The sequence below is a fragment of the Mycobacterium sp. ABE4_509 genome, assembly GCF_056160785.1.
Map to the genome: position 1 here is coordinate 1 of NZ_JBSWXU010000087.1, position 22042 is coordinate 22042.

Consider the following 22042-nt stretch of genomic DNA (forward strand, 5'->3'; position numbering starts at 1 on the left):
CAGCCAGCCGACGAGCACCGGCAACCAGGCGGCTCCGGCGGTGGCGCGACCGGACCCGGCCGACCCCACCTTGTGGCCGCAGCGCGAAGCTCTCAAGGCGGGGCTGCAGTACCCCGCGCTGGCCGGTCCGGTGTTCGACTCGCTGGCCGCCGAGAGCTTCACCCACCCCGGCTACGCCGCGGTGCGCGCGGCGATCGAGTCCGCCGGCGGGACGTCCTCCGGGGTGACCGGGGCGCAGTGGATCGAGGTGGTGGGCCAGCAGGTCAGCTCCCCGCTGGCCGCCGGCCTGATCAACGAGCTGAGCGTGGAGGCCATCAACGCCGACGACGAGCAGCTGCCCCGCTACATCGGCGGGGTGCTGGCCCGGCTGCAGGAAGTGTGGATCGGCCGCCAGATCGCCGAGGTCAAGTCGAAGCTGCAGCGCATGTCGCCGGTCGAGCAGGGCGACGAGTACCACGCGCTGTTCGGGGATCTGGTGGCGATGGAGGCCTACCGGCGCAGCCTGCTGGAACAGGCCAGCGGTGACGACCTGACTGCATGATCAGCTGCCGCGGGTTATGGTAGACATTGCAGAAATCTGTCGGGGAGAATGCGAGCTCGTGATGCTGGTAGACACCATCCGGACCAACAAGGTGCGACTGATCGCTGGGGCGTGCGCCGCCGCGGCCGTCGCCCTGCCGCTCTTCACGTCCCTGACCAGCACTGAGGCCACCACCGAGGTGACTGCGGGTCCGGCGTGCCTGGCGTGGTTCGGCAACAAGGAGGACGGGCACTGCCTGTCCTACTCCAACGGCAGCGGCGTGGCGATCGGCAGCCCGAACGTCGGGTTCGACAGCGCATACGGCGGTATCGGCGTCTACACGGGGCCGCTGTTCCCCGGTACCACGATCACCCAGCCGATCGGCTAGTACTCGTTCTTCTTCGTCGACTCCGGCCCGATCACATCGGTGCCGGAGTCGATTTGTGTGAGCTCCACCATGGACGGGTCGGGTGACACCCGGTCGGCGATCTTGCGACGCCCGGCGTCGATCACGGCCTTGGCCGCCGGGCTGTTCGTCACCGCCCGGTAGGTGCCCGCGATCTGCTCGTAGCGCTGCTTCCCAGCCTTGGTCCCCAGCACGTAGCCGACTGCCAGAACGGCGACATACCCGATCACAGGGCTCCTCCCAGATCCGTCTTGCGTCACGATGCGTCGCTGTCCATCCTGCCTCACCACAGGGCGTGCGCGCCCGGCTGGGAGCGCATTGGCGATGCGAAGCAGACGTAGGCTAGAGTGCACTCTGGCCCGCGGCACGACGCCCGCGGGCAAGGCAGTCCCCTGTAGCTCAATTGGCAGAGCATTCGGCTGTTAACCGAAGGGTTGCTGGTTCGAGTCCAGCCGGGGGAGCCAGGTCACCCACAGAGTCCCCGCAACACCCCAGCTAGTCGGTTCGGCGGCTGTCGGCGTCGTCTGCGGTTGACGCCCCGGCCTGATCAGCCGCTGTCGCTGAGCCGTTCTGCCGCACTGACCAATTCGTCGATGTAGTGTTGTCTACGCTGCCTTGAGACCCGGGCCTCGAATGGTCCGATTTGTAGTTCCCACTTGGCGTTTCGCTGTCCATCGAACACGGGTGCGGTCAGGACGCTGATTGGCAGGTCGTCATCGATGTTGAGTCGCTCGGCCTCGTATGGTGCGCCATTGAGACGTGCGAGCAGCGACACCACGCGATCGCGCAGGTCGGCGCCGGCGGGGCTGTCGCAGAGAAAGCTGACCACATCGCCGAGGACGTCCACAGTCGTGATGTCGGCGGCGCCGACGCCCCATACCCCGACACCGTTGCGCCGTATCTCGGCGAGCAGTTGCCGGTATGCCGTGGCGTGATCGGGCGCTACGGTGCTCAGCCACCCCTCCTGGGTGGCGGTGTCGGCATGGGCGACGATGGCGGCCCCGGCAGGTGGGGTGAGCGGCAACCGGGTGCCGGGTGCAATCCCGGCCGGTATCCGCCCACGCACCGCCGTCACGGCGATGACGATCAGCTGGCCGCGGTGAACCGTGCTCAAGCCGACCGCGCAACCAACTTGTTGCGCCAGCGCTCTCAGCTCGGTGTGGACCCGTTCGGGGTGTGGCAGGGCGGGCCGTGCGCGCTCGCTGATCGCGATGAGCGCCGGTCCGAGTTCATAGGTGCGGTCAGCGAGCCGGGCGACCCAGCCCTGTTCGTCGAGCGTGGCAAGGATCGCCCCGACGGTGGACCGACTCAGACCGAGTCCGTCGGCAATCTCGGCCGCTGTCTGCGGGCAATGGCGGACGGTCAAGAACTCCACCACCGATATCGCCCGCAGTGTCGGCGGCGAACCGGCGCCGCGCAGCCCCTTTCCAGATGACAATTCTTCCCCTAGTCTGTCCAAAACAATTATCCGTTTTGACGATACGAGTATTCGTATTATTCGGAAAGGGGTTGGACGTAGCTGCCGCGACGCTGCCGGAGGTCGACATCGACGGTGTCGACTTCGCTTTCGATGACCAACCCGACCTGCATGGTGTGCTCGCTCGGCTGCGCGGCCGACGCGACTACGCGATCGTGCCGTTCGCGGGCACGCAGGCGGTTCTGCTGCTGACGCAAGACCTGGTGGCTGCAGGGTTTCGCGACGAGCAGACCTTCCCCTCCTGGGCCGCCTACTCGTTGACAACCAAGCCGGTATGGGGTCACACGATCCAATGCATGACCGGGCGCGAGCATCGGGTGAATCGGACGATTGTGTCGACACCGTTGCGGCGCAACGACGTTGGTCGCTACATCGAGCCGGTCATCGCGCCGGTAGTCAACGAGTTGATCGACCGCTTCGCCCGCCGCGGCGAGGCCGACCTCGTCACGCAGTTCACACGTCGCTTCTCGCTGCTGATCAACAACCGGATGCTCGGCATCCCGGTCGAGGACGAAGAAACCGTCTACCGTTGGGCGCAGGGACTGCTGCACTACGCCCTCGATCCCCAGGAAGCCATCCTCTGCTCGGCCGAACTCACCGACTACGTCCTCCCCATCATCGAGGCACGTCGGCGCCACCCGGGTGACGACATGATCTCGCGCATCGTCACCGCCACCACCGACGACGGTGAGCGACTCGACGACGAGCAGGTGCTGTCGTTCGTGCGGCTGCTCTACCCCGTCGGAGCCGACACCACCATGCTCGCAATGGGCAACGTCCTAACCGCGCTGCTGACACACGGCGACCAACTCGCACTGCTGCGTTCTGACCCCGATAAGTATGTGTCATGGGCAATTTGGGAAGCATTGCGTTGGGAGCCTCCGGTCGGATTGTTGCCCAGGGTCTGCCCCGAGGCCGTCAGCTGGCGCGGCATCGACATCCCCGCGCAGACCCCCATGGTGTTCGCCATCAACGCGGCCAATCGCGATCCATCCGTCTACGCCGAGCCCGACACGTTCGACATCGCCCGCCGGGCCACCCCGCTCGTCGCGTTCGGGCAGGGCCCGCACAGCTGCATCGGGAACTGGCTGGCGTTCGCCGAACTCACCACAGCGCTGCGGATCCTGATCGAGCGGCTGCCTAACATCGCGCTCGCGCCAGAAGCGGCGCCTTCCGTGCGGATCACCAGCCAAGACGTCCCCACCCTGCGCGGGCCCAACACGCTGCCGGTGACTTTCGACCCGCAATGAACCGCTATTGGCGGTTCTCGGCAGTCGACGATCGAAACGGTTTGGTCGGGTTGGCGCAGTTTGTACTTGAGCTCGGCGATCTGATCGTCTGACTACAACTCGGGCAGCCGCAGCACCGGCGACCACAGCACCGGCAACGGACCGATCTGGGTGATCAGTCCCGGCGACGACAACGATTTCAGCGCGGGATCGTCCGGCTCGCGGCGGCGCGAAGCTGCTGTGTCGACCCTGTGAGCCGCAGCACTAGTTGACGTTTGTGTCAGTTTGCTTGCGTTGCTGTGCACGGTTTGTCAGCAGGGCGTTTGCCTCGATCCGACTCGAACCGGCGAATCGACGAATTCATCCGGAGTCCATCTGCTGGGCGCCGTTGACCATGTGTGTTCAGCCGATCTTTGCGAACGCAGGTAATCTCGGCGCCTCGGCAACGAGACCCACTTCGCCGTCACCCCATGCGGCGCCACCCCGTGGGACGGCGGCTGCGGCTAGGCCCCGGCCCCGTAAGGTGGCCGCCATGCGAGCTCTTCCGGTGGCCGTCGCGACATGCCTGCTCGCCGCGGGCTGCGGCTGGAGTCCGCCGGCGGCCCCGCCCACCACCAGCGCCGATTGCGGCCCGGGACCGACCACCGACGCGGTGACCGCCGAATTCGCCCTGCTGCCCACGGCGCCGTGGGAGGAGAGCGCGCGCGGCCACACCGCCGACTGCCAGATGTACTGGGTGGTCGTCGACGCGGGCAACGAGCCGGACCGCCTGCAGCAGGTGCTGTTCTTCGCCGGCCAGGACCCGGTCGGCTCACCCACCCCGGAGCCGCGCCCCTACCTGTCGGTGAGCCCGCAGGGCGACCACGACGCCGTCGTGCAGTACCAGTGGCGCGAGGACGGTGACGAGCCCTGCTGCCCGACCGGCATCGGCACCGCCCGGGTCACCCTGGAAGAGGGCAGGCTCACGATCCTGGATCCGATACCGGGACCCTGAGGCCTCACTCGTCGGGGATGTTCTCCGGGTGCAGCATCTCGGCATAGCGCAGCTGCTCGGGGATACCGAATCCGTCGATCAACGCCTCGACGTGCGGCCGCAGCCGCTTGCACCGGTCGTTGATGCCGCGGGTGACGGCCTTGGAGCGCTCGGTGGACAGGAAGCGGTGCTCCATCCACCAGGCTTTGTCCTCTTCGATCACCGACAGCGCGTACAGGTCGCAGACCATGCACAGGATCTCGCGGGCGTCCTCGTCCTCGCAGGTCTCGATGCCGGCCACGAAAGCCTCCAGCACGATCCGGTCGATGTGCGCCCGGGCGGCGTGCAGGACGTGGTCCTGCACCGAGTTGAACGCGTCGAAGGGGCTCATCTCCTTGGACTTGGCCTGCAGCCGTCGGGCCACCGAGGCGAGCATGTACTCCTCGCGGTCGGTGAACATCTGGACCTGGGTGCCGCGGTTGAAGAGGCTGCCCTCCTCCTCGTTGTCCTGGCGGCTGTCCAGAATGGTCTGCATGATCGTCTGGGCCGCAGTGCGTTTCACCACCCGCTCACCGGCGAAGTTGGCCGCGAAGCGTACCCACTCGACCGGGCTCATGCCCTTGATGTCATCGGCGTAGGCGGTCAGCAGCTCCTTGGCCACCAGCTGGGTCAGCACATGGTTGTCGCCCTCGAAGGTGGTGAACACATCCGTGTCTGCCTTGAGCGCGATCAGCCGGTTCTCGGCCAGATAGCCTGCGCCGCCGCAGGCCTCACGGGCCTCCTGGATGGCGCTGGTGGCGTGCCAGGTGTTGGCCGCCTTCAGCCCGGCCGCGCGGGACTCCAGCTCGCGCTGCTCCTCGGGATCGGGGTCGTCGGCGGTCTGCAGCTCGTGGGTCTTGCTGACCAACTCGTTCTGGGCGAACTGCAACGCATACGAGCGGGCGATCAGCGGCAGCAGCCGCCGCTGATGCACCAGATAGTCCATCAACAGCACCTCCTCGCCGTCGTCGCCGGGAGCATCGAACTGGCGGCGCTGCAGCGCGTAGCGCGTCGCGATGTCCAGACCGACCCGGGCGGCCGCACCGGCGCTGCCGCCGACGGTGACCCGGCCGCGGATCAGGGTGCCCAGCATCGTGAAGAATCGGCGGTTGGGGTTCTCGATCGGTGAGCTGTAGGTACCGTCCGGTGCCACGTCGGCGTACTTGTTCAGCAGGTTCTCCCGCGGCACGCGCACATGGTCGAACTGGATGCGACCGTTGTCCACGCCGGGCAGGCCGCCCTTGTAGTCGCAGTCCGAGGTGGTCACCCCGGGCAGGTCGTTGCCGTCGCCGTCGCGGATCGGAACCACCAGGCAGTGCACGCCGTGATTGGTGCCGTCGGCGGTGATCAGCTGGGCGAACACCGCTGCCACCCGTGCGCTCTGGGCCGCGCCGCCGATGTAGTCCTTACGCGCGGTCTGGGTGGGCGAGTCGATGACGAACTCTTCGGTGGCCGGATCGTAGGTGGCCGTCGTCTCCAGAGCCTGCACGTCGCTGCCGTGGCCGGTCTCGGTCATCGCGAAGCAACCGAGCAGGTCCAGGTCGATGATCTTGCGCACGTAGGCCTGGTGATGCCGTTCGGTGCCGAGGTTTTCGATCGCCCCGCCGAACAGTCCCCACTGCACGCCTGCCTTGACCATCAGCGACAGGTCGCTCATCGCGAGCATCTCGATCTGGGTGACCGCGGCGCCGACGTCGCCGTTGCCGCCGTGCTCCTTCTTGAAGCTGTCCTCGGAGGCGCCGCGGGCAGCCATGATCTTCATCTGCTCGTTGACCTTGGTGCGGGCGATGACGGTGTTGGGTGTGTAGTGCGGCCGGAACACGTCGTCGCTGAGTTCGGCGCGCATTCGATTCTTCACATCCCGAAAGCGTCCATCGAGGCAGTTGCGCAGATGCTCCGCGGTGGTGGTCATATCTCGACGGTAACCGCCACAGGGGGCCTGCAAACTGTGATGTGGCGAACCGAAGGTGAACCTGACTTCCCAGGCCGACTCGCGGTGCCGTTGAATCATGATCATGACCGAGCACGGGGAGGGGGCGCTCTCGCCGACCGGGCTGCCCCACCTCGCCGACCACAGGCACGCCGACGTCACCGGCGGGTGGCTGCGGGCGGCGACCTTCGGGGCGATGGACGGTCTGGTGAGCAACACCGCACTGATCGCCGGTGTGGCGGCCAGCGCCAGCGCCCACACCGTGGTGCTCAGCGGGGTCGCCGGGCTGCTGGCCGGCGCCTTTTCGATGGCGTTGGGGGAGTACACGTCGGTGCGTACCGCCAACGAGCAGATCGACTCCGAGGTGCGGGTGGAACGCAGGTCGTTCAAGTTGCATCCGCAGGCCGAGCGGTCCGAGTTGGTGGGGATGCTCACCGATATGGGGATGTCGGCCGAGACCGCGGCCAAGGCCACCGAGGAGATCCACCGCGACGAGAAGCGGGCGGTGAACTTCCACCTGGTCCAGGAGCTCGGCGTCGACCCCCGCGAGAAGCCCTCGCCGTGGGTGGCCGCCGGGTCGTCGTTCGTGCTGTTCGCCATCGGTGCGGTGATCCCGCTGATCCCGTACCTGCTGGGCTACGAGTCACTGTGGGCCGGTCTGGCTTTCGGCGGTGCCGGGTTGATGCTCGCCGGTGCGTCGGCGTCGCGGTTCACCCACCAGCCGCTGGTCTGGACGTCGTTGCGGCAGTTGGCTTTCGGCGCGGTGGCGATCGCGGCCACCTATCTGGTCGGGCTGCTGGTCGGGGCGACCGTCACCTGAGGCTCAGCTGTCGTTGCCGACCGTCAGCGCGCGGGCCTGGTCGGTGAGCTCGTCGAGGGTGCTTTCGTCGTCGTCGATGTGGCGCAGATGTGGCCGTGTCGCGGCCAGCACCACCGCGCCGGCCAGCACCGCGGCCGCCCCGACCCAGAACGGCACGTGGGCGTTGATCCGTTCACCCAGTAGGCCGGCCAGCCACGGCGCCAGGGCGGCACCGCCGAACCGCACGAAGCTGTAGGCCGCCGAGGCGACGCCACGCTCGACCGGGGCGGCCTTCATCACCGTCTCGGTGATCAGGGTGTTGTTGACGCCGATGAACAGACCGGCGATCACCACGCATGCCGCCAGCACCGCCTTCTGGTCGGTCCAGATCGCCATCGCGGCCAGCGTCGCCGTCATCAGCACCAGGTTGACCAGCAAGGTGCCCACGGTGCCGAAGCGGTGCTGCAGCCGGGGCGCGACGACCACCGAGGTGAACGCCAGCGCCACCCCCCAGCCGAAGAAGATCAGCCCGATCTCCTGCGCGCCCATGTCGAGCGGGAACGGGGTGAAGGCCAGCAGCGTGAAGAAGCCGAAGTTGTACAGCAGGGCCGTCATCGCCACGCCGAACAACCCGCGGTGGCGCAACGCCCGGAACGGGTCGGCCAGCGTGGTGGCCCGCGCGGCGCGGGGCGTGGCCGGCAGCAGCAGCGCGGTGACGACGACGGCGACGGTCATCAGCGCCGAGACGCCGAAGAACGGTCCGCGCCACGAGATCGAGCCCAGGACACCGCCGACGAGCGGCCCCACGGCGATGCCGAGCCCGAGGGCGGCTTCGTAGAGGATGATCGCCTGTGCCACCGAGCCGCGGGCCGAGTTGACGATCGTGGCCAGCGCGGTCGCGATGAACAGCGCGTTGCCCAGGCCCCACAGCGCGCGCCAGCCGACGATCTCGCCGATGGTGTCGCTCAGCCCGGCCAGGCCCGCCCCGGCGATGATGATGATCAGGCCCAGCAGCAGCGTGCGTTTGGGGCCGATGCGGCTGGACACCACGCCGGTGATCAGCATCGCGACGCCCATCACCGCCATGTAGCTGGTGAACAGCAGCGACACCTGCGACGGTGAGGCGTCGAGGTTTTCGGCGATCGGTTTGAGGATCGGGTCGACGAGGCCGATTCCCATGAACGCGACGACCGAGGCGAAGGCGACGGCCCACACGGCTTTGGGTTGGCGCCACATGGCGGCGAAGCTCCTTCCGGGGCGGGGTCAGTGCGGGAGCGGAGCGGCTGTCATCTGCGGGTCGGGACCGGGGCGCCGGCGTCCTGCAGCAGGCGGCGCATCACCGTGACGGCTTCGGTGAGGCATTCGCGATCGGCTTCGCCGAGTCGCTCCAGATAGGGATCGATGGCGGCCCCGCGGTCGAGGCGGGCCTGGGCCAGTGCGGCGACGCCGGCGTCGGTGATGCGGATCAGCACCGCGCGCGCGTCGCCGGGGTCGGCGGTGCGGGTGACCAGCCCGGCGTCCTCGAGGCGGCGCACCTGGGTGGTCATCGTGGGCTGGGAGCAGTTGTCCAGTGAGGCCAGGTCGGAGATGCGCGCTTCGCCCTGGTCTTCGATGGTGGACAGCAGTCGAGCCTGGGCGAACGGGATCGGCATCCGGACCCGCTGGTTGGCCAGCCGGTTGATTCGGGCCACCACCGCGAGCAGATCTGCGCCGAGGGTCGAGGACGGCGAGGGCATCGAGGGCATGAACACCATGGTTACATAGCTTTGCTATATATGTCGAACCATCGGACGGGTGGTGCCGCTCACAGACCGGCGCGCAATCGGTGCGGGCACCGACTGGCAGAATCGTGAGATGACCTCGACCGGCCCGGAGAGCGCGCCTCGACGGACTGGTCCGCTTCACCCGGTGGAACTCGCGCAGGCTGCCGTGATGGCAGCGCTGTGTGCGGCCATCGCGATCATCGCCGTCGTGGTTCCGTTCGCAGCGGGCCTGTCCTTGCTGGGCACCGTGCCCATGGGCCTGCTGGCCTTCCGCTACCGGCTGCGCGTGCTGATCGCGGCGACCGTGGCCGGCGGGCTGATCGCGTTCCTGATCGCCGGCATGGGCGGGTTCATGACGGTGGTCAACTGCGCCTACATCGGCGGTCTCACCGGCATCGTGAAACGGCGGGGCCGCGGAACCCCGACGGTCGTCGTCTCGGCACTGGTGGCCGGTGCGCTGTTCGGCCTGTTCATCGTCGGGGCGCTGGCGGTGCTGTCCAGGCTGCGCCACCTGCTCTTCGAGTCCGTCACCGCCAACGTCACCGGTCTGGCCGCGGTGGTCAACCGCATCCCGGGCCTGGAGGGTCTGGCCGACCGGATGACCCGCGACTTCGCCACCGCACTGGACTACTGGCCGGTTCTGTTCTTCGCCGCCGGCGTCTTCTCCATCACCTGGGTGAGCCTGGTGGGCTGGTGGGCGCTGTCGAAGGTGTTGGCGCGCCTGTTCGGTGTTCCCGACGTGCACAAGCTCGAAGGCGACACCGACACCGACACCGGCACGGTGGCCCCGGTCCCCCTGCACCTGCGCGATGTCCGGTTCCGCTATCCGGGCTCGAGCCAGGACGCGCTGGGCCCGGTGTCGCTGGATGTGCAGCCCGGTGAGCATCTGGCGGTGACCGGCGCCAACGGATCGGGCAAGACGACACTGATGCTCATCCTGGCCGGCCGCGAGCCGACGGCGGGCACCGTGCAGCGGCCCGGCGGCGTCGGCCTGGGCAAATTGGGCGGCACCGCGGTGGTGATGCAGCACCCGGAGAGCCAGGTGCTCGGCACCCGGGTCGCCGACGACGTCGTCTGGGGTCTTCCGCCGGGCGTCTCCATCGATGTCGACCACCTGCTCACCGAGGTCGGGCTCGGCGGGTTCGGCGAGCGGGACACCGGCGGGCTGTCGGGCGGGGAGCTGCAGCGCCTGGCGGTGGCCGCGGCGCTGGCCCGCGACCCCTCGCTGCTGATCGCCGACGAGGTCACCAGCATGGTCGACCAGGACGGCCGCGATGCGGTGATGTCGGTGCTGTCCGGCCTGACCCGGCGGCACCGCACCGCGCTGGTGCACATCACGCACTACAACAACGAGGCCGACGCCGCCGACCGCGCAGTCAACCTCACCGGGCGCGGCGCCGCGCCCATCGCCGAGGACGCCACGATGGTCGAGAAGGCCGACGTGCACGCCGCGCCCGCGGCCCCGGAAGCGCCGCAGGGGGCGCCGGTCCTGGAGCTCAACGGTGTCGGCCACGAGTACGGCCTCGGCACGCCCTGGGCGAAAACCGCGCTGCGGGACGTCGACTTCGCGGTGCACGAGGGTGACGGCGTGCTGATCCACGGTCTCAACGGTTCCGGAAAATCCACGCTGGCCTGGATCATGGCGGGGCTGACGGTGCCCACCGCGGGCAGCTGCCTGCTCGACGGCGCCCCGGTGTCCGAGCAGGTCGGCGCGGTCGCCATCTCGTTCCAGGCCGCGCGGCTGCAGTTGATGCGCAGCCACGTGGCGCTGGAGATCGCGTCCTCGGCCGGCTTCTCGATCTACGACCAGGCCAGGGTCACCGAAGCGCTGCACACCGTGGGCCTGGAGCCGACGCTGGCCGCCCGGCGCATCGACCAGCTCAGCGGCGGGCAGATGCGCCGCGTCGTGTTGGCCGGCCTGCTGGCCCGCTCGCCGCGCGCGCTGATCCTCGACGAGCCGTTGGCCGGGCTGGACGCCGCATCCCAGCAGGGGCTGCTGCGGATGCTGGTGGATCTGCGCCGTCGCAAACGGCTCACCGTGGTGGTGATCTCCCACGACTTCGCCGGTTTGGAGGAGCTGTGCCCGCGCACCCTGCACCTGCAGGACGGGGAGCTGGCCACGGCGCCGACGGCTGCGGGGGGCAGGTCATGAGCGAACGCAAACCCCGCCGGCAGGTGGTGCTGCTGCGGCCGGTGCCCGGCACCAGCGTCATCCACGAGATGTGGGCCGGATCCAAGCTGGCGATCGTCGCGGCGATCGGGGTGCTGCTGACCTTCTATCCGGGCTGGGTGCCGATCGGGTCGGTGGCGCTGCTGGTCGTGCTGGCCGCGACGCTGGCCCACATCCCGCGCGGTGTGCTGCCCACGGTGCCGCGCTGGTTGTGGGTGCTGCTGTTCCTGGGCGCACTGACCGCCACCTTCGCCGGTGGCAGCCCGGTGATCTCGTTCGGCTCGGTCGACATCGGGTTGGGCGGGCTGCTGAACTTCCTGCGCATCACCGCGCTGTCGATCGTGCTGCTCGGGCTGGGCGCGATGGTGTCGTGGACCACCAACGTCGCCGAGGTGGCCCCGGCGGTGGCCACGCTGGGACGGCCGCTGCGGGCGTTGCGGGTGCCGGTCAACGACTGGGCCGTCACGCTGGCGCTGGCGCTGCGGGCGTTCCCGATGCTGATCGACGAGTTCAGCGTGCTCTACGCCGCGCGCCGGCTGCGACCTCCCGACGCCGAGACCAGTCGCCGCGGCCGCGGCCGGCGCTGGGCGACCGAACTGATCGACCTGCTGGCCGCGGCGATCACCGTCGCGCTGCGCCGCGCCGATGAGATGGGCGACGCGATCACCGCCCGGGGCGGGGCGGGGCAGATCTCGGCCGCGCCGTCGCGGCCCAAGCGCCGCGACTGGGTGGCCTTCGCGGTCGTCATCGCGGTGTGCGGGACCGCGCTGGTGTTGGAACTGACGATCCTGGGCACCAGCGGCATCCGGAGCTGACCGAGAAGCCAGCCGTTACGGTAAGGGTGTGACGGGGCACCGACATATCGACGCCGACTTCCTGGCGTTGCCGCGCCGCTCGCTCGCCGACGCGGCCCTGACCGCGGCGAAGCAAGCCGGAGCGAGCTACGCCGACCTGCGCATCCACGCAGTCACCACCGAAACCGTGCAGCTGCGTGACGGCGCGCTCGAGAATGCCGTCACCGACCACGAGGTCGGGCTGGCGGTGCGCGTCATCGTCGACGGCACGTGGGGTTTCGCCTCGCACGCCCAGCTCGACACCGCAGCGGCCGCCGACACGGCGCGGCGCGCGGTGCGGGTGGCGACCGCCCTGGCGGCGCTGAACGGCGAGCGCATCGAGTTGGCCGCAGAACCCGTCTACCACGACGCGTTCTGGTCCACCGACTATCAGATCGACCCGTTCGCGGTCAGTGCCGCCGAGAAAACCGCGGTGCTCGAAGACTATTCGGGGCGGCTCCTGGCATCCGACGGTGTCGACCACGTATCGGCCTGGCTGCACGCGACCAAGGAGCAGACGTTCTACGCCGACACGTTCGGTTCGACGATCACCCAGCAGCGGGTGCGGGTGCTGCCCAGCCTGGAGGCCGTCGCGGTCGATTCCGCGGCCGGCACCTTCGACACCATGCGCACGCTGGCCCCGCCGACGGCGCGGGGATGGGAGGCCGTCGCCGGCGACGAGGTGTGGGACTGGACCGGTGAGCTGGCCCAGCTGCCCTGGCTGCTGGCCGAGAAACTCAAGGCGCCCAGCGTGGTCGCCGGGCCCACCGACCTGGTGATCGACCCGACCAATCTGTGGCTGACGATCCACGAGTCGATCGGGCACGCAACCGAATACGACCGCGCCATCGGCTACGAAGCCGCCTACGCGGGTACGTCGTTCGCCACTCCGGACAAGCTGGGCACCATGCGCTACGGCTCGCCGGTGATGAACGTCACCGCTGACCGCACTGTCGAACATGGCCTGGCGACAGTCGGTTTCGACGACGAGGGGGTGGCCGCCCAGAGTTGGGACCTGGTTCGCGACGGAGTCTTCGTCGGATACCAGCTGGACCGGGTGTTCGCCCCGAGGCTGGGGGAGTCCCGGTCCAACGGGTGCTCCTACGCCGACTCGGCCCACCACGTGCCGATCCAGCGGATGCCCAACGTGTCGCTGGCGCCCGGGCCCGAGGACCTGAGCACCGATGACCTGATCGGCCGGGTCGACGACGGCATCTACGTCGTCGGTGACAAGAGCTGGTCGATCGACATGCAGCGGTACAACTTCCAGTTCACCGGGCAGCGATTCTTCCGCATCCGCGACGGCAAGCTCGACGGGCAGGTCCGTGACGTGGCCTACCAGGCCACCACCACCGACTTCTGGGGTGCCCTGGAAGCCGTTGGAGGGCAGTCGACCTGGCGGCTGGGCGGGGCGTTCAACTGCGGCAAGGCCCAGCCCGGTCAGGTGGCCGCAGTCAGCCACGGCTGCCCGTCGGCGTTGTTCCGCGGGATCAACGTGCTCAACACGCGTGAAGAAGGCGGGCGGTAACCGGTGATCGGGGCACAACAGGTCGTGGACATCGTGCTGGCCGAGGCGCGCCGGCTGGGTCGCGCCGACGAGACGATCGTGCTGGTGAGCGACCGCATCGACGCGTCGCTGCGCTGGGCCAACAACACGATGACCACCAACGGCGAATCGACGAGCCGCACCACCACGGTGATCTCCGTCGTGCGACGCGACGGTCACGCCCGGGTGGGTTCGGTGCGCTCCAGCGCGGTGGCCCCGGCGGTGCTGATGGACCTCGTCGAGGCTTCCCAGCACGCCGCCGCGGTGGCCTCGCCCGCCCGCGACACCGCCGACGCCCTGCCCGCGCAGGCCAGGCCGACGGACTGGGACGCTCCGATTCCCCGCACCGGGGTCGACGCCTTCGGCGGGGTCGCCGACGCGCTGGTGCGCGGATTCACCGGCAAGGACATGCTTTTCGGATATGCGCGCCACGTGATGGAGACGACGTTCGTCGCGACCTCGTCGGGCCTGCGGCGCCGCTACACCCAGCCCACCGGTTCGGTGGAGATCAACGCCAAGCGTGACGGCGCCAGCGCCTGGGCCGGGGTAAGCACACCGGACTTCGCCGACGTGCCCACCGACGCGATGCTCGAGGATCTGGGCACCCGGTTGTCCTGGGCGGCGCGCAGCGTCGAGTTGCCGGCCGGCCGCTACGAGACGCTGATGCCGCCTTCGACGGTCGCGGACATGATGATCTACCTGGCCTGGACGATGGGTGGGCGCGGCGCGCAGGAAGGCCGCACCGCGCTGGCCGCACCCGGCGGCGGGACCCGGGTGGGGGAGAAGCTGACCTCGCTGCCGCTGACGCTGTACTCGGATCCCCGGGCCGCCGGGCTGCAGTGCGCCCCGTTCGTCGCGGTGCCGAGTTCCTCGGAGCGGGCGTCGGTGTTCGACAACGGCATGGACATCGACCGGGTGGACTGGATCAAGGACGGAACGATCAACGCGCTGGCCTACCCGCGGGCAGCCGCCGCCGAGTTCGGCGAACCGGTGGCGGTGGGTGCCGACAACCTGCTGATGACGGGCGGGTCGGCCGGCCTCGACGACATGGTGGCCCGCACCGAGCGCGGCTTGCTGCTGACCACGCTGTGGTACATCCGCCCCGTCGATCCGTCGGTGCTGTTGCTGACCGGGCTCACCCGCGACGGGGTGTACCTGATCGAGGACGGCCGAGTCACCGGGGCGGTGAACAACTTCCGGTTCAACGAGAGCCCGCTGGATCTGCTGCGGCGCGCGACCGAGGCCGGCGTCAGCGAGGTCACGCTGCCCCGGGAGTGGGGGGACTGGGCCACCCGCGCGCAGATGCCGTCGCTGCGGATTCCCGACTTCCACATGTCATCGGTCAGTCAAGCGCAATAATCACAGTCGTGACCCGTTCCCCACTGGCCGACCGACTCGCCGGGATGGTGGCGCTGTCCTCGGGAAGCGACCGGGCCGACACGTTGATCCGGTTGGCCTGTGGGCGTGCCCTGGCGCTGCCCCCGCTGCCGCTGCCCGTCGACCTGCCCGACGACCAGTCCGGGGCCGAATCCGTGCTGGTGGCCTTCGCCGAACAGTTCACGGTCGACGTCACCGGCATCGGGGAGAACCTGCGCACCCGGTTCGTCGACAGCTGGGGCGCCGAGGCGTTCCGGACGGTGGTGGCGGTCTACATCGCCGACTTCGTTCCGCGGGTGTGGGCGGGCTTTCAGGCGCTCGGCCTCGGAACGCCGGGGCGCACCGCCGAGGTGCAGTGGGACCGCGACAGCGACCCGATCGATTTCGTGCTGAACGGTTTCGTGCCCGAGGTCGCCCGTGCGCGTGAGCTCGACCCGGTGACCACCGAGGTGGTGCGGCTGCGCGGGGCGGAGGCGCACAACTGCCGGCTGTGCAAGTCGCTGCGCGACCGCACGGCTCTGGACGCCGGCGGCTCGGAGGACTTCTACGGCCAGATCGGCGACTTCGAGCACAGCCGGGGGCTGTCCGACGCGCACAAGGCGGCGCTGCGCTATGTCGACGCGCTGATCTGGTCGCCGTCGGCGATCAGCGGGGACGTGGCCGCCGGGGTGCGCAAACACTTCTCCCAGCAGCAGGCCCTGGAGCTGACCGCCGACGTGATGCGCAATGCGGCTAACAAGATCCTGGTATCGCTGGGCTCGGACGCCGCGCGGGTGACCGAGGGCACCGAGCTCTACGAGATCGACGAGGCGGGACAGACGGTATTCGCCTGAGCGGGCGTGTGCGACCATAATGGCCGCGCACAGCGCCGGGGCGGTAGCTCAGTCGGTTAGAGCCGTGGACTCATAATCCATTGGTCGCGGGTTCGAGCCCCGCCCGCCCCACGTCTGCCAGATCGGGGCCGCCGAGAGTGTTCGCGTCCCACTACTGCGCTGCCTGCTGCTCCAATATCATGGGCTTGTCGACGTCATCGCTGCGGAGATCGCCGGGAAAGCACGGTGACGAGCCGATCAAGGTAGGCGGCTGTGACGGGTCGGGACGGGCTTGTATCTGCAGCACGTATCCGTCGGGGGAGTAGCCGAAGCGGTTGGGTTTGCTGAAGCCATCGCGTTCGAGCACCTCCCAACCCCATTGCTGCCAGATCTGTCCCGTTTGGACGATGACGGCGGCGAAGTCGGTACCTGGCGGGAACTCCATGTCTCGCAGGTCGTCGACCGTGACAGGCGCGTCGGTGTCGGCGGGGTTGTCTTCGCAGTAGTGAGTACCGTCTCCGACGATGTAGCGCGACCCATCCACGCTCGTCCCCTCGGGCAGGGCGTTGATGGTGTCCTGCATGTAGCCGATGATCGTGTCCTGGGCCTCCTGCTGGCTGGCCGGTACTTTCGGTGAGCGGGGAACCGGTAGCTGTTCCATGGGTCCTCCAGGGATCTCCGTCGCACCTGTGGGTATCGCCGGCCCGAGCGGTTCCGAGTCGGGTGTCGAGCACGCGGCGATCAGCCCGGCAAGCGCAGCAAGGAGTGCAACGAGCACGTGTGGTCGGCGGCGGTTCATGGTGTGAATGTAGGTGCCGTGACGTCGGTACGGCCGGCGATGATTTTCCAGTGCGGGGTTTCCTTCGGTGCCTGCTGCGGTTCCACGAGGCGTGATGGTCGCGCTTCTGCGCACGTCCCGGCTGCGGCTGCGACAGGGCGCCGCTCTCGACGATCTCCCGAAACGGACGGTGGAGTGGAGAAATCCCCGGTCAGCTGGCCCGCTCAGCCTGTAACGTTCCGAGCACGCAGACGATGAAACAATCGACAGCAGTTTCAGCAAAGGAAGACGCGATATGAAATCAGGCAACGCGTCGGCATGGGTTGTGGCACTGGGCGGTGCGGCGCTGGTCTGGTCCACTGCGACCGCCGGGATCGCCAGTGCGCAGAACCTCGAGCCGATCATCAACACGAACTGCAGCTACAGCCAGGCGGTCGCGGCGCTCGACGCGAACGATCCGGCCGCTGCGGCGCAGTTCCACGGCTCACCTCCCGCGCAGGCCTTCATGCAGCAGTACCTGGCGGCACCGCGCGACCAACGCATCCAGATGGCCGCTCAGATGCAGCAGCTGCCCGGGGCGTCGCAGTTCGTCGGGACCGTCGCCATGATGGCGCAGGAGTGCAGCAAGTACTGATCGCCGGAGTCGACACGTACCCGGGCGCAGACCGCAGGCAGGCCGTACTCTCTAAATCCAAACCCGGATTGACTGGGACGGAGTGCCGGCTTTCCGCGCAGGTCACGGCTTCAGCCGTGGTGGAAGGCCCGCCGCAGGCGTAGTGAGGTCGAGGTGGGCGTCGAGGTTGGCAAGGTCGGTGCATCATCGGGGTCGATGACGCAGCCGCGCCGGGTGTTCCTGCACATCGGCGTCCCGAAGACCGGTACGACCTACCTGCAGGACCGGCTCTGGCGTAACCGCAACGCGGCCATGCGGCAGGGCCTGCTGTATCCGGGTGACATCCGGGAGGCGCACTTCCACGCTGCCGTCCAGCTGCAGCCCGACCGCTACCCGCATTGGGTGGATCCACGACACGGGCACGCGTGGGAGCGCTTGGTCGCCCAAGTGCGCGAATGGCCCGGTTCCTCGGTCATCTCCCACGAGCTGCTGGCCACCGCCACCGAAGAGCAGGCGGCCAAAGCCCGGCGTGCACTGCACTTCGCCGAGGTGCACATCGTGTGCACCGCCCGGGACCTGGCCCGCCAGATTCCCTCGGTGTGGCAGGAGAACCTGAAGAACCGGCACACCGCCACGTTCGGTGAGTTCGTCGAATCGGTTCGCCACCGCGAGGAATCCGAGGAAGCGCCGTTCTGGGAGTACCAGGACCTGCCGCGCATCCTGAAGACATGGGGTGCCGGACTGCCACCCGACCGGGTTCACGTCGTCACCAGCCCGTCGCCGGTCGATTCGCCGCAGCTGATCTGGCAGCGCTTCACCTCTGCGCTGGGCATCGACCCGACCGGGTTGACGCGCGACCTGCCCACCGCCAACAACTCTTTGGATGCCCCGCAGCTGGAGCTGCTCCGCCGACTCAACGGCCGACTGCACGACATCGATTGGGAACGCTACGAATCGGTGGTCAAGGAATATCTCGTAGGCAATCTGATGATCGTGTCGTCGTGGCGTGGCACCCAGAAGCTGCCCGAGTCCGATTTCGAGTGGGTCGGCGAGATCGCCGCGGAGTTGGTCAGCGAGATCCAGGCGGCTGGCTACCACGTGGTGGGCGACCTCGACGATCTGAAACCCCGGCCGGCCTCGACAGCGGCTTCTGCAGAGCCCGGTGACCGTGAACTGCTCGACGTCGCCGTCGACACGCTCGTCGACGTGGTGCGCACGATGCCGCAACCAGCCTCGGACCGCACCGCTGGGCAGCGGATCAGGAACATGGTCCGGGGCCAACACCTTCGGCTGCGCGCCCAGTGGTCCGGACAGTCCCGCCGGCAGAACATCTGATCGGCTCGGCGCGGGCGCCCCGGCACCGTGATGTAATCGGACGGTGAGCCGGAGGGTGCCGTGATCCGCAGCGTCGGGCGCACCGGGCCGCTCAAGGTCACCTGGCTGGTGATGTGGCAGCTGCGATACGACCTGCTGGTGATGCTGGCGGTGGCGGCCATTCTGGTGCCGATCCCCGACACCATCCAGATGGAGAACTCGGTGGCGGTGCTGTCGGTGCTGGGCATCGCGGCCTCGATCTTCATCGGTTTCCGCAACACCAACGCCTACAACCGCTGGTGGGAGGCGCGCACCCTGTGGGGCGCGGTCATCAACGACTGCCGGGCGATGGACAACAGCCTGGCCGCGGTCGACGACCGCACCCCGGCGATGGCCGACGTGCTCGACCGCATGCGCCGCCGGCAGGTCCGCTACGCCTGGACGTTGGCCGCCGAGATGCGCGGCGTCGCCCCGCCGGCCGGCGTCGCCGACCTCACCGACGAAGACCCGTCCGGGGCCAGCGCCACCGTCCTGGGCAACCTGCAGGCGCGCGATGTCCAGAACCTGTCCATCCACGGACATATCGACCACCAGGCCAGGGTCATGCTGATGTCGGTCAACACCGCGCTGACCCGCTCGCAGGGCGGGCTGGAGCGCATCCGCAACGAGCCCATCCCGGTGCACTACGACCTGTTCATCCGTTCGCTGGCCTGGCTGTTCGCCATCGTGGCGTTCAACCGCCTCGACGCCACCCATCAGCTCGGCAGCGTCGTCATCGGCCTGCTGCTGATGGTGTTGTTCATCGTCGCCGAGCGGTTGGGGTATTTCATCGAGCGGCCGATGAGCAACCGGATCTTCGATCTGCCGATGTACCGGTTCTGCAGCACCATCACCGCGGACCTGCTCGGCGCCGCTCACCCGCTGGCCGCCCGCCGGGAAGGCGACGACGCGGTCGTCTGGAACTAGCCGACTCAGAGCACGAACACCGTCCGGCTCGGATCGGTGGTCCCGGCGGGGAGTTTCGCCAGCACCCCGGTGTAGCCGAACCGGCCGGGATCGGCGTCGTAGTACAGATAGCCGGTCGAGCGGTCATAGACGAACTGGCTGTCGTAGTTGGCCAGCCCGCCGCCCAGGAACCGGGCGTGGTCGACGACGTCCACGTCGTAACTCGTTGCCCCCAGGATGGTCCGGTCGATCACCACGATGTCGCCGTGGTCCGGCTCGGCCATCACGAGCGGGGCTGTGCGGGCGCGGGCAGATGTCGAATCGAGGATGAAGGTGTCGGTGGCGTCGGTCCCGGTGATCACCGTCCGGCGTCTCACAAGCCCGTGTCCGGACGGCGACGATGCGCTGGTGTAGAACCAGCTGCCGCCTTCGATGACGCTGTCGCTCTTGCCGTCCGAGGAACCGTGGACATAGATGTCGAGCGACACCGCGGTGGGGATGTTGGTGAACTGGCCGGCCGTCTCGTCGTTGGGGTAGGTGAAGAACCCGTACACCCCGTGCTCGGCGGGGAAGCCGTCGAGGATCGCGGCGGTGCGCAACGCGATCGGGTACGGCGTGGCCGCCGGACCGTCGACCGAGTTCTTCCAGAAGGTGAAGTTGCCCTCGGCGGAGTACTTCGTGCCGTCCTGCGCAAACGGATAGACGGTGTGTCCGCCGGAGCCGGTGTGCGCACCGTGCTGGACGAAGTCCTGATACGAGGTCGGCACCCAGCCGGACTGGTTCATGTTGACGTTGTTCGGCGGCTGGGCGGCCTGCGCGGTCCACACCTTGTCGGGGCCGACGATGCGGTGCACCGTGGCCGGCGGCTGCGGGTCCCACGGGGTGTCGCCGCTCCAGACCAGATCCCCGTAGGGGCCGCCGGCGGCCTTGAGCTGATTGACCACGGTGTCGTAGTCGTTGAAGCCGTAAGTCTTTCCGTCGACGGCGCCGGACCAGTCGGTGCCGTGGAGTGCGAACTCGAATTGGATCGGCAGCGACCACTCGTCGATGTAGGAGGTGTCGATGGTGTATTCGTGGCCACCGTCGGCGGGGTAGAGGTAGTACTCCACGAAGCTGTAGTTCAGGAACGAGTTCCCCTGCGAGGGTGCGGTCGGGTTGAACGCGTCGACCCCCGACGGCGAGGTGACCGGCAGCGTGAAGCCCGAATCGCCCTCGACGATGTAGATCCGGTTCTCCGGCGAGCCCGGCGGCCCGGTTCCGACCGCCAGGGTCACCGGCGCACTGGCCCCCTTGGCGATCGACACCGGGGTGAAGTCCGCGCCGATGCTGTAGTCGCCGGACTTCGGCAGGTTGTACACCCAGATCGTGTGCTCGGAGTTGTTGTGCACGGTGATCTTCGGCGCCTTGGCCGCGGCGCAGGCCGCGCCGTCACTGTCGGCTCGGCAGGCCGCCGGGGTCACCGCGACGGTCACGGTGGTCGTGTCGCGGGACACCGGCGGCGCGGCGAAACCGAGGGCGGACAGCGCCGAACGAACCGCCCGTGCCAGGTTGGTGTGCCACGGATTGGCCGGCCCGGAGTCGGTGGCGGTGACGGCGAAGGTGTCGGCGCCGCCGGTGGCCGCGATGTCGGGTCCCGGCGTGTAGGTATAGGTGCCGTCTGCGGTCAGGCTCACCGTGCCGTTGCCGGGGGCCCCGGTCAGCACGAAACCGATGACGTCCCCGTCGGCGTCCACGCCCTGCAGGGAGCCGGTGATGACCCCGGTGTCGGGATCCTCGGTGGCGGGGCCGGCTGTGAGCACCGGCGCCGAGTTGAACAACGTGTAGTGCACCCGGCGCATGCCGACCCACAGCCCGGCCAGCAGATGGCCGACCGGGGCGTCCGGCACCGGCTGGCTGGGGAGTGTTCCCAGGCCGAGCCAGGACAGCGTGTCGGCCACGATCGCGCGCCAGGTCACCGGTGCGTCCACCGGGGCGGGGAACTGCGGGCGACTCGCCGCCGCCGGGGTGCTGGGCAGGAGTGGCTGCACGCCAACCGGTTCCGACGGATCGGACGCCGCTTCAGGGCTCTCCGGATTGTCCGTGACCTCCGCGGCGTCGGTCACCGCCGGCTGCGCCGGCGGGGTCGGCTCGGGCCCGGTCGATCGGGGCGCCTCGGGTGCCGCGCCGCCGGTGTCATCGATCGTCGTGACCGGCGGTTCGCCGATGCTTCCGGGTCCGTCGGCCTCGGTCGGATCGGGCTCCGCGACGGCCGCGGAATCGTCCAGTGCTTCCTCAGCCTCGACCTCGGCCGCCAAGGCGGCATCGTCTTCGGCTTCCGGCTCCGACCCGGTGTGCGACCCGGTCTCCTCCGAGGTGTCGGTGCTGGGCGTGTCCTGCGGCGCGTCCCGGTCCGCCGGGTCCTCCGAGCCCGTGCTGGTGCGCTTTCCGCCGGCCGGGGTGCCCGGGCTGCGTGACGGCGCCGCCGCATCCGATGAGGCCGAGGAGTCGCCACCCGCCGAGGCTGACCCGGTGTCGGCGG

The 22042-nt window shown here is 68.9% G+C and carries 19 protein-coding genes, 2 tRNA genes and 1 pseudogene; 15 read left to right on the forward strand and 7 right to left on the reverse strand.

Annotated features, from left to right (window positions below; all coding sequences use genetic code 11):
• Positions 1-541: pseudogene (locus tag ACXAID_RS17920) on the forward strand (DNA primase); the annotation flags it as partial.
• 61 nt (positions 542-602) lie between these two features.
• Positions 603-908: a DUF7155 family protein gene (locus ACXAID_RS17925; RefSeq protein ID WP_475023578.1), complete on the forward strand. Its 306-nt coding sequence runs from the start codon at positions 603-605 to the stop codon at positions 906-908.
• On the opposite strand, the gene ACXAID_RS17930 is transcribed toward ACXAID_RS17925, so the two are convergent.
• On the reverse strand, positions 905-1156 hold the full coding sequence (locus ACXAID_RS17930) for a hypothetical protein (RefSeq protein WP_475023561.1): 252 nt from the start codon (positions 1154-1156) through the stop codon (positions 905-907). The two genes, ACXAID_RS17925 and ACXAID_RS17930, sit on opposite strands and share 4 nt — an antisense overlap.
• 158 nt (positions 1157-1314) lie before the next feature.
• Here ACXAID_RS17930 and ACXAID_RS17935 point away from each other — a divergent pair.
• A tRNA-Asn gene (locus ACXAID_RS17935) sits at positions 1315-1390 on the forward strand.
• 83 nt (positions 1391-1473) lie between these two features.
• Here the strand turns inward: ACXAID_RS17935 and ACXAID_RS17940 are convergent.
• A complete protein-coding gene (locus tag ACXAID_RS17940) occupies positions 1474-2364 on the reverse strand; it encodes a helix-turn-helix domain-containing protein (protein WP_475023562.1) in 891 nt (296 codons plus the stop codon).
• Here ACXAID_RS17940 and ACXAID_RS17945 point away from each other — a divergent pair.
• Both ACXAID_RS17945 and ACXAID_RS17950 read left to right on the forward strand, forming a co-directional pair.
• The gene (locus ACXAID_RS17945) at positions 2358-3653 is read left to right on the forward strand and encodes a cytochrome P450 (RefSeq protein ID WP_475023563.1); all 1296 of its coding nucleotides are present in this window, start codon (positions 2358-2360) and stop codon (positions 3651-3653) included. The two genes, ACXAID_RS17940 and ACXAID_RS17945, sit on opposite strands and share 7 nt — an antisense overlap.
• Before the next feature lie 511 nt (positions 3654-4164).
• Complete coding sequence (locus tag ACXAID_RS17950; RefSeq protein WP_475023564.1) at positions 4165-4626, forward strand: LppP/LprE family lipoprotein; 462 nt, start codon at positions 4165-4167, stop codon at positions 4624-4626.
• Between the two features lie 4 nt (positions 4627-4630).
• On the opposite strand, the gene ACXAID_RS17955 is transcribed toward ACXAID_RS17950, so the two are convergent.
• Complete coding sequence (locus ACXAID_RS17955) at positions 4631-6556, reverse strand: acyl-CoA dehydrogenase family protein (RefSeq protein ID WP_475023565.1); 1926 nt, start codon at positions 6554-6556, stop codon at positions 4631-4633.
• 103 nt (positions 6557-6659) lie between these two features.
• On the opposite strand from ACXAID_RS17955, the gene ACXAID_RS17960 reads away from it, so the two are divergent.
• Positions 6660-7394, forward strand: coding sequence for a VIT1/CCC1 transporter family protein (locus ACXAID_RS17960; protein WP_475023566.1), 735 nt, complete (start codon positions 6660-6662; stop codon positions 7392-7394).
• 3 nt (positions 7395-7397) lie between these two features.
• Here ACXAID_RS17960 and ACXAID_RS17965 read toward each other — a convergent pair whose 3' ends face one another.
• Entirely contained in the window at positions 7398-8609 is a 1212-nt protein-coding gene (locus ACXAID_RS17965; RefSeq protein WP_475023567.1) for an MFS transporter, read from the reverse strand.
• A 50-nt stretch (positions 8610-8659) separates the two neighbouring features.
• Positions 8660-9118 (reverse strand): MarR family winged helix-turn-helix transcriptional regulator, encoded by a 459-nt coding sequence (locus ACXAID_RS17970; RefSeq protein ID WP_475023568.1) that lies wholly within the window; start codon positions 9116-9118, stop codon positions 8660-8662.
• Positions 9119-9227: 109 nt separating this feature from the next.
• Between ACXAID_RS17970 and ACXAID_RS17975 the strand changes: the two genes are divergently transcribed.
• From ACXAID_RS17975 to ACXAID_RS18000, 6 genes are all read left to right on the forward strand, one after another.
• On the forward strand, positions 9228-11288 hold the full coding sequence (locus ACXAID_RS17975) for an ABC transporter ATP-binding protein (RefSeq protein WP_475023569.1): 2061 nt from the start codon (positions 9228-9230) through the stop codon (positions 11286-11288).
• Positions 11285-12121, forward strand: coding sequence for an energy-coupling factor transporter transmembrane component T family protein (locus ACXAID_RS17980; protein ID WP_475023570.1), 837 nt, complete (start codon positions 11285-11287; stop codon positions 12119-12121). Before ACXAID_RS17975 ends, ACXAID_RS17980 begins: the two co-directional genes overlap by 4 nt.
• Positions 12122-12149: 28 nt before the next feature.
• Positions 12150-13667, forward strand: a complete 1518-nt coding sequence (locus ACXAID_RS17985; RefSeq protein ID WP_475023571.1) for a TldD/PmbA family protein — start codon at positions 12150-12152, stop codon at positions 13665-13667.
• Between the two features lie 3 nt (positions 13668-13670).
• Positions 13671-15044 carry a metallopeptidase TldD-related protein gene (locus ACXAID_RS17990; protein WP_475023572.1) on the forward strand — a complete coding sequence of 458 codons (1374 nt, stop codon included), beginning with the start codon at positions 13671-13673 and terminating at the stop codon, positions 15042-15044.
• A 44-nt stretch (positions 15045-15088) separates the two neighbouring features.
• Complete coding sequence (locus tag ACXAID_RS17995; protein WP_475023579.1) at positions 15089-15895, forward strand: carboxymuconolactone decarboxylase family protein; 807 nt, start codon at positions 15089-15091, stop codon at positions 15893-15895.
• A 37-nt stretch (positions 15896-15932) separates the two neighbouring features.
• Positions 15933-16006, forward strand: a tRNA-Ile gene (locus ACXAID_RS18000).
• A gap of 40 nt (positions 16007-16046) precedes the next feature.
• Here ACXAID_RS18000 and ACXAID_RS18005 read toward each other — a convergent pair.
• Positions 16047-16535, reverse strand: a complete 489-nt coding sequence (locus ACXAID_RS18005; RefSeq protein WP_475023573.1) for a hypothetical protein — start codon at positions 16533-16535, stop codon at positions 16047-16049.
• A 412-nt stretch (positions 16536-16947) separates the two neighbouring features.
• Here ACXAID_RS18005 and ACXAID_RS18010 point away from each other — a divergent pair, with 412 nt between their 5' ends.
• The 3 genes from ACXAID_RS18010 (at position 16948) to ACXAID_RS18020 (ending at position 19545) form a co-directional block, all read left to right on the forward strand.
• Entirely contained in the window at positions 16948-17286 is a 339-nt protein-coding gene (locus ACXAID_RS18010) for a hemophore-related protein (RefSeq protein WP_475023574.1), read from the forward strand.
• Between the two features lie 195 nt (positions 17287-17481).
• Positions 17482-18600 carry a sulfotransferase family protein gene (locus ACXAID_RS18015; RefSeq protein WP_475023575.1) on the forward strand — a complete coding sequence of 373 codons (1119 nt, stop codon included), beginning with the start codon at positions 17482-17484 and terminating at the stop codon, positions 18598-18600.
• Positions 18601-18660: 60 nt separating this feature from the next.
• Positions 18661-19545, forward strand: coding sequence for a bestrophin family protein (locus ACXAID_RS18020; RefSeq protein ID WP_475023576.1), 885 nt, complete (start codon positions 18661-18663; stop codon positions 19543-19545).
• 5 nt (positions 19546-19550) lie between these two features.
• On the opposite strand, the gene ACXAID_RS18025 is transcribed toward ACXAID_RS18020, so the two are convergent.
• A partial coding sequence (locus ACXAID_RS18025; protein ID WP_475023577.1) for an Ig-like domain-containing protein occupies positions 19551-22042 on the reverse strand: 2492 nt, incomplete at its 5' end.

Excerpts from the sequence above, each read along its gene's own strand:
- ACXAID_RS17965 (WP_475023567.1), bottom strand. The coding sequence starts at position 8,609 with ATGTGGCGCCAACCCAAAGCCGTGTGGGCCGTCGCCTTCGCCTCGGTC.
- ACXAID_RS18015 (WP_475023575.1), top strand. The coding sequence starts at position 17,482 with ATGACGCAGCCGCGCCGGGTGTTCCTGCACATCGGCGTCCCGAAGACC.
- ACXAID_RS17925 (WP_475023578.1), top strand. The coding sequence starts at position 603 with ATGCTGGTAGACACCATCCGGACCAACAAGGTGCGACTGATCGCTGGG.
- ACXAID_RS17995 (WP_475023579.1), top strand. The coding sequence starts at position 15,089 with ATGGTGGCGCTGTCCTCGGGAAGCGACCGGGCCGACACGTTGATCCGG.
- ACXAID_RS18005 (WP_475023573.1), bottom strand. The coding sequence starts at position 16,535 with ATGGAACAGCTACCGGTTCCCCGCTCACCGAAAGTACCGGCCAGCCAG.
- ACXAID_RS18010 (WP_475023574.1), top strand. The coding sequence starts at position 16,948 with ATGAAATCAGGCAACGCGTCGGCATGGGTTGTGGCACTGGGCGGTGCG.
- ACXAID_RS17975 (WP_475023569.1), top strand. The coding sequence starts at position 9,228 with ATGACCTCGACCGGCCCGGAGAGCGCGCCTCGACGGACTGGTCCGCTT.
- ACXAID_RS17945 (WP_475023563.1), top strand. The coding sequence starts at position 2,358 with ATGACAATTCTTCCCCTAGTCTGTCCAAAACAATTATCCGTTTTGACG.
- ACXAID_RS17970 (WP_475023568.1), bottom strand. The coding sequence starts at position 9,118 with ATGCCCTCGATGCCCTCGCCGTCCTCGACCCTCGGCGCAGATCTGCTC.
- ACXAID_RS17950 (WP_475023564.1), top strand. The coding sequence starts at position 4,165 with ATGCGAGCTCTTCCGGTGGCCGTCGCGACATGCCTGCTCGCCGCGGGC.
- ACXAID_RS17980 (WP_475023570.1), top strand. The coding sequence starts at position 11,285 with ATGAGCGAACGCAAACCCCGCCGGCAGGTGGTGCTGCTGCGGCCGGTG.
- ACXAID_RS17955 (WP_475023565.1), bottom strand. The coding sequence starts at position 6,556 with ATGACCACCACCGCGGAGCATCTGCGCAACTGCCTCGATGGACGCTTT.
- ACXAID_RS17960 (WP_475023566.1), top strand. The coding sequence starts at position 6,660 with ATGACCGAGCACGGGGAGGGGGCGCTCTCGCCGACCGGGCTGCCCCAC.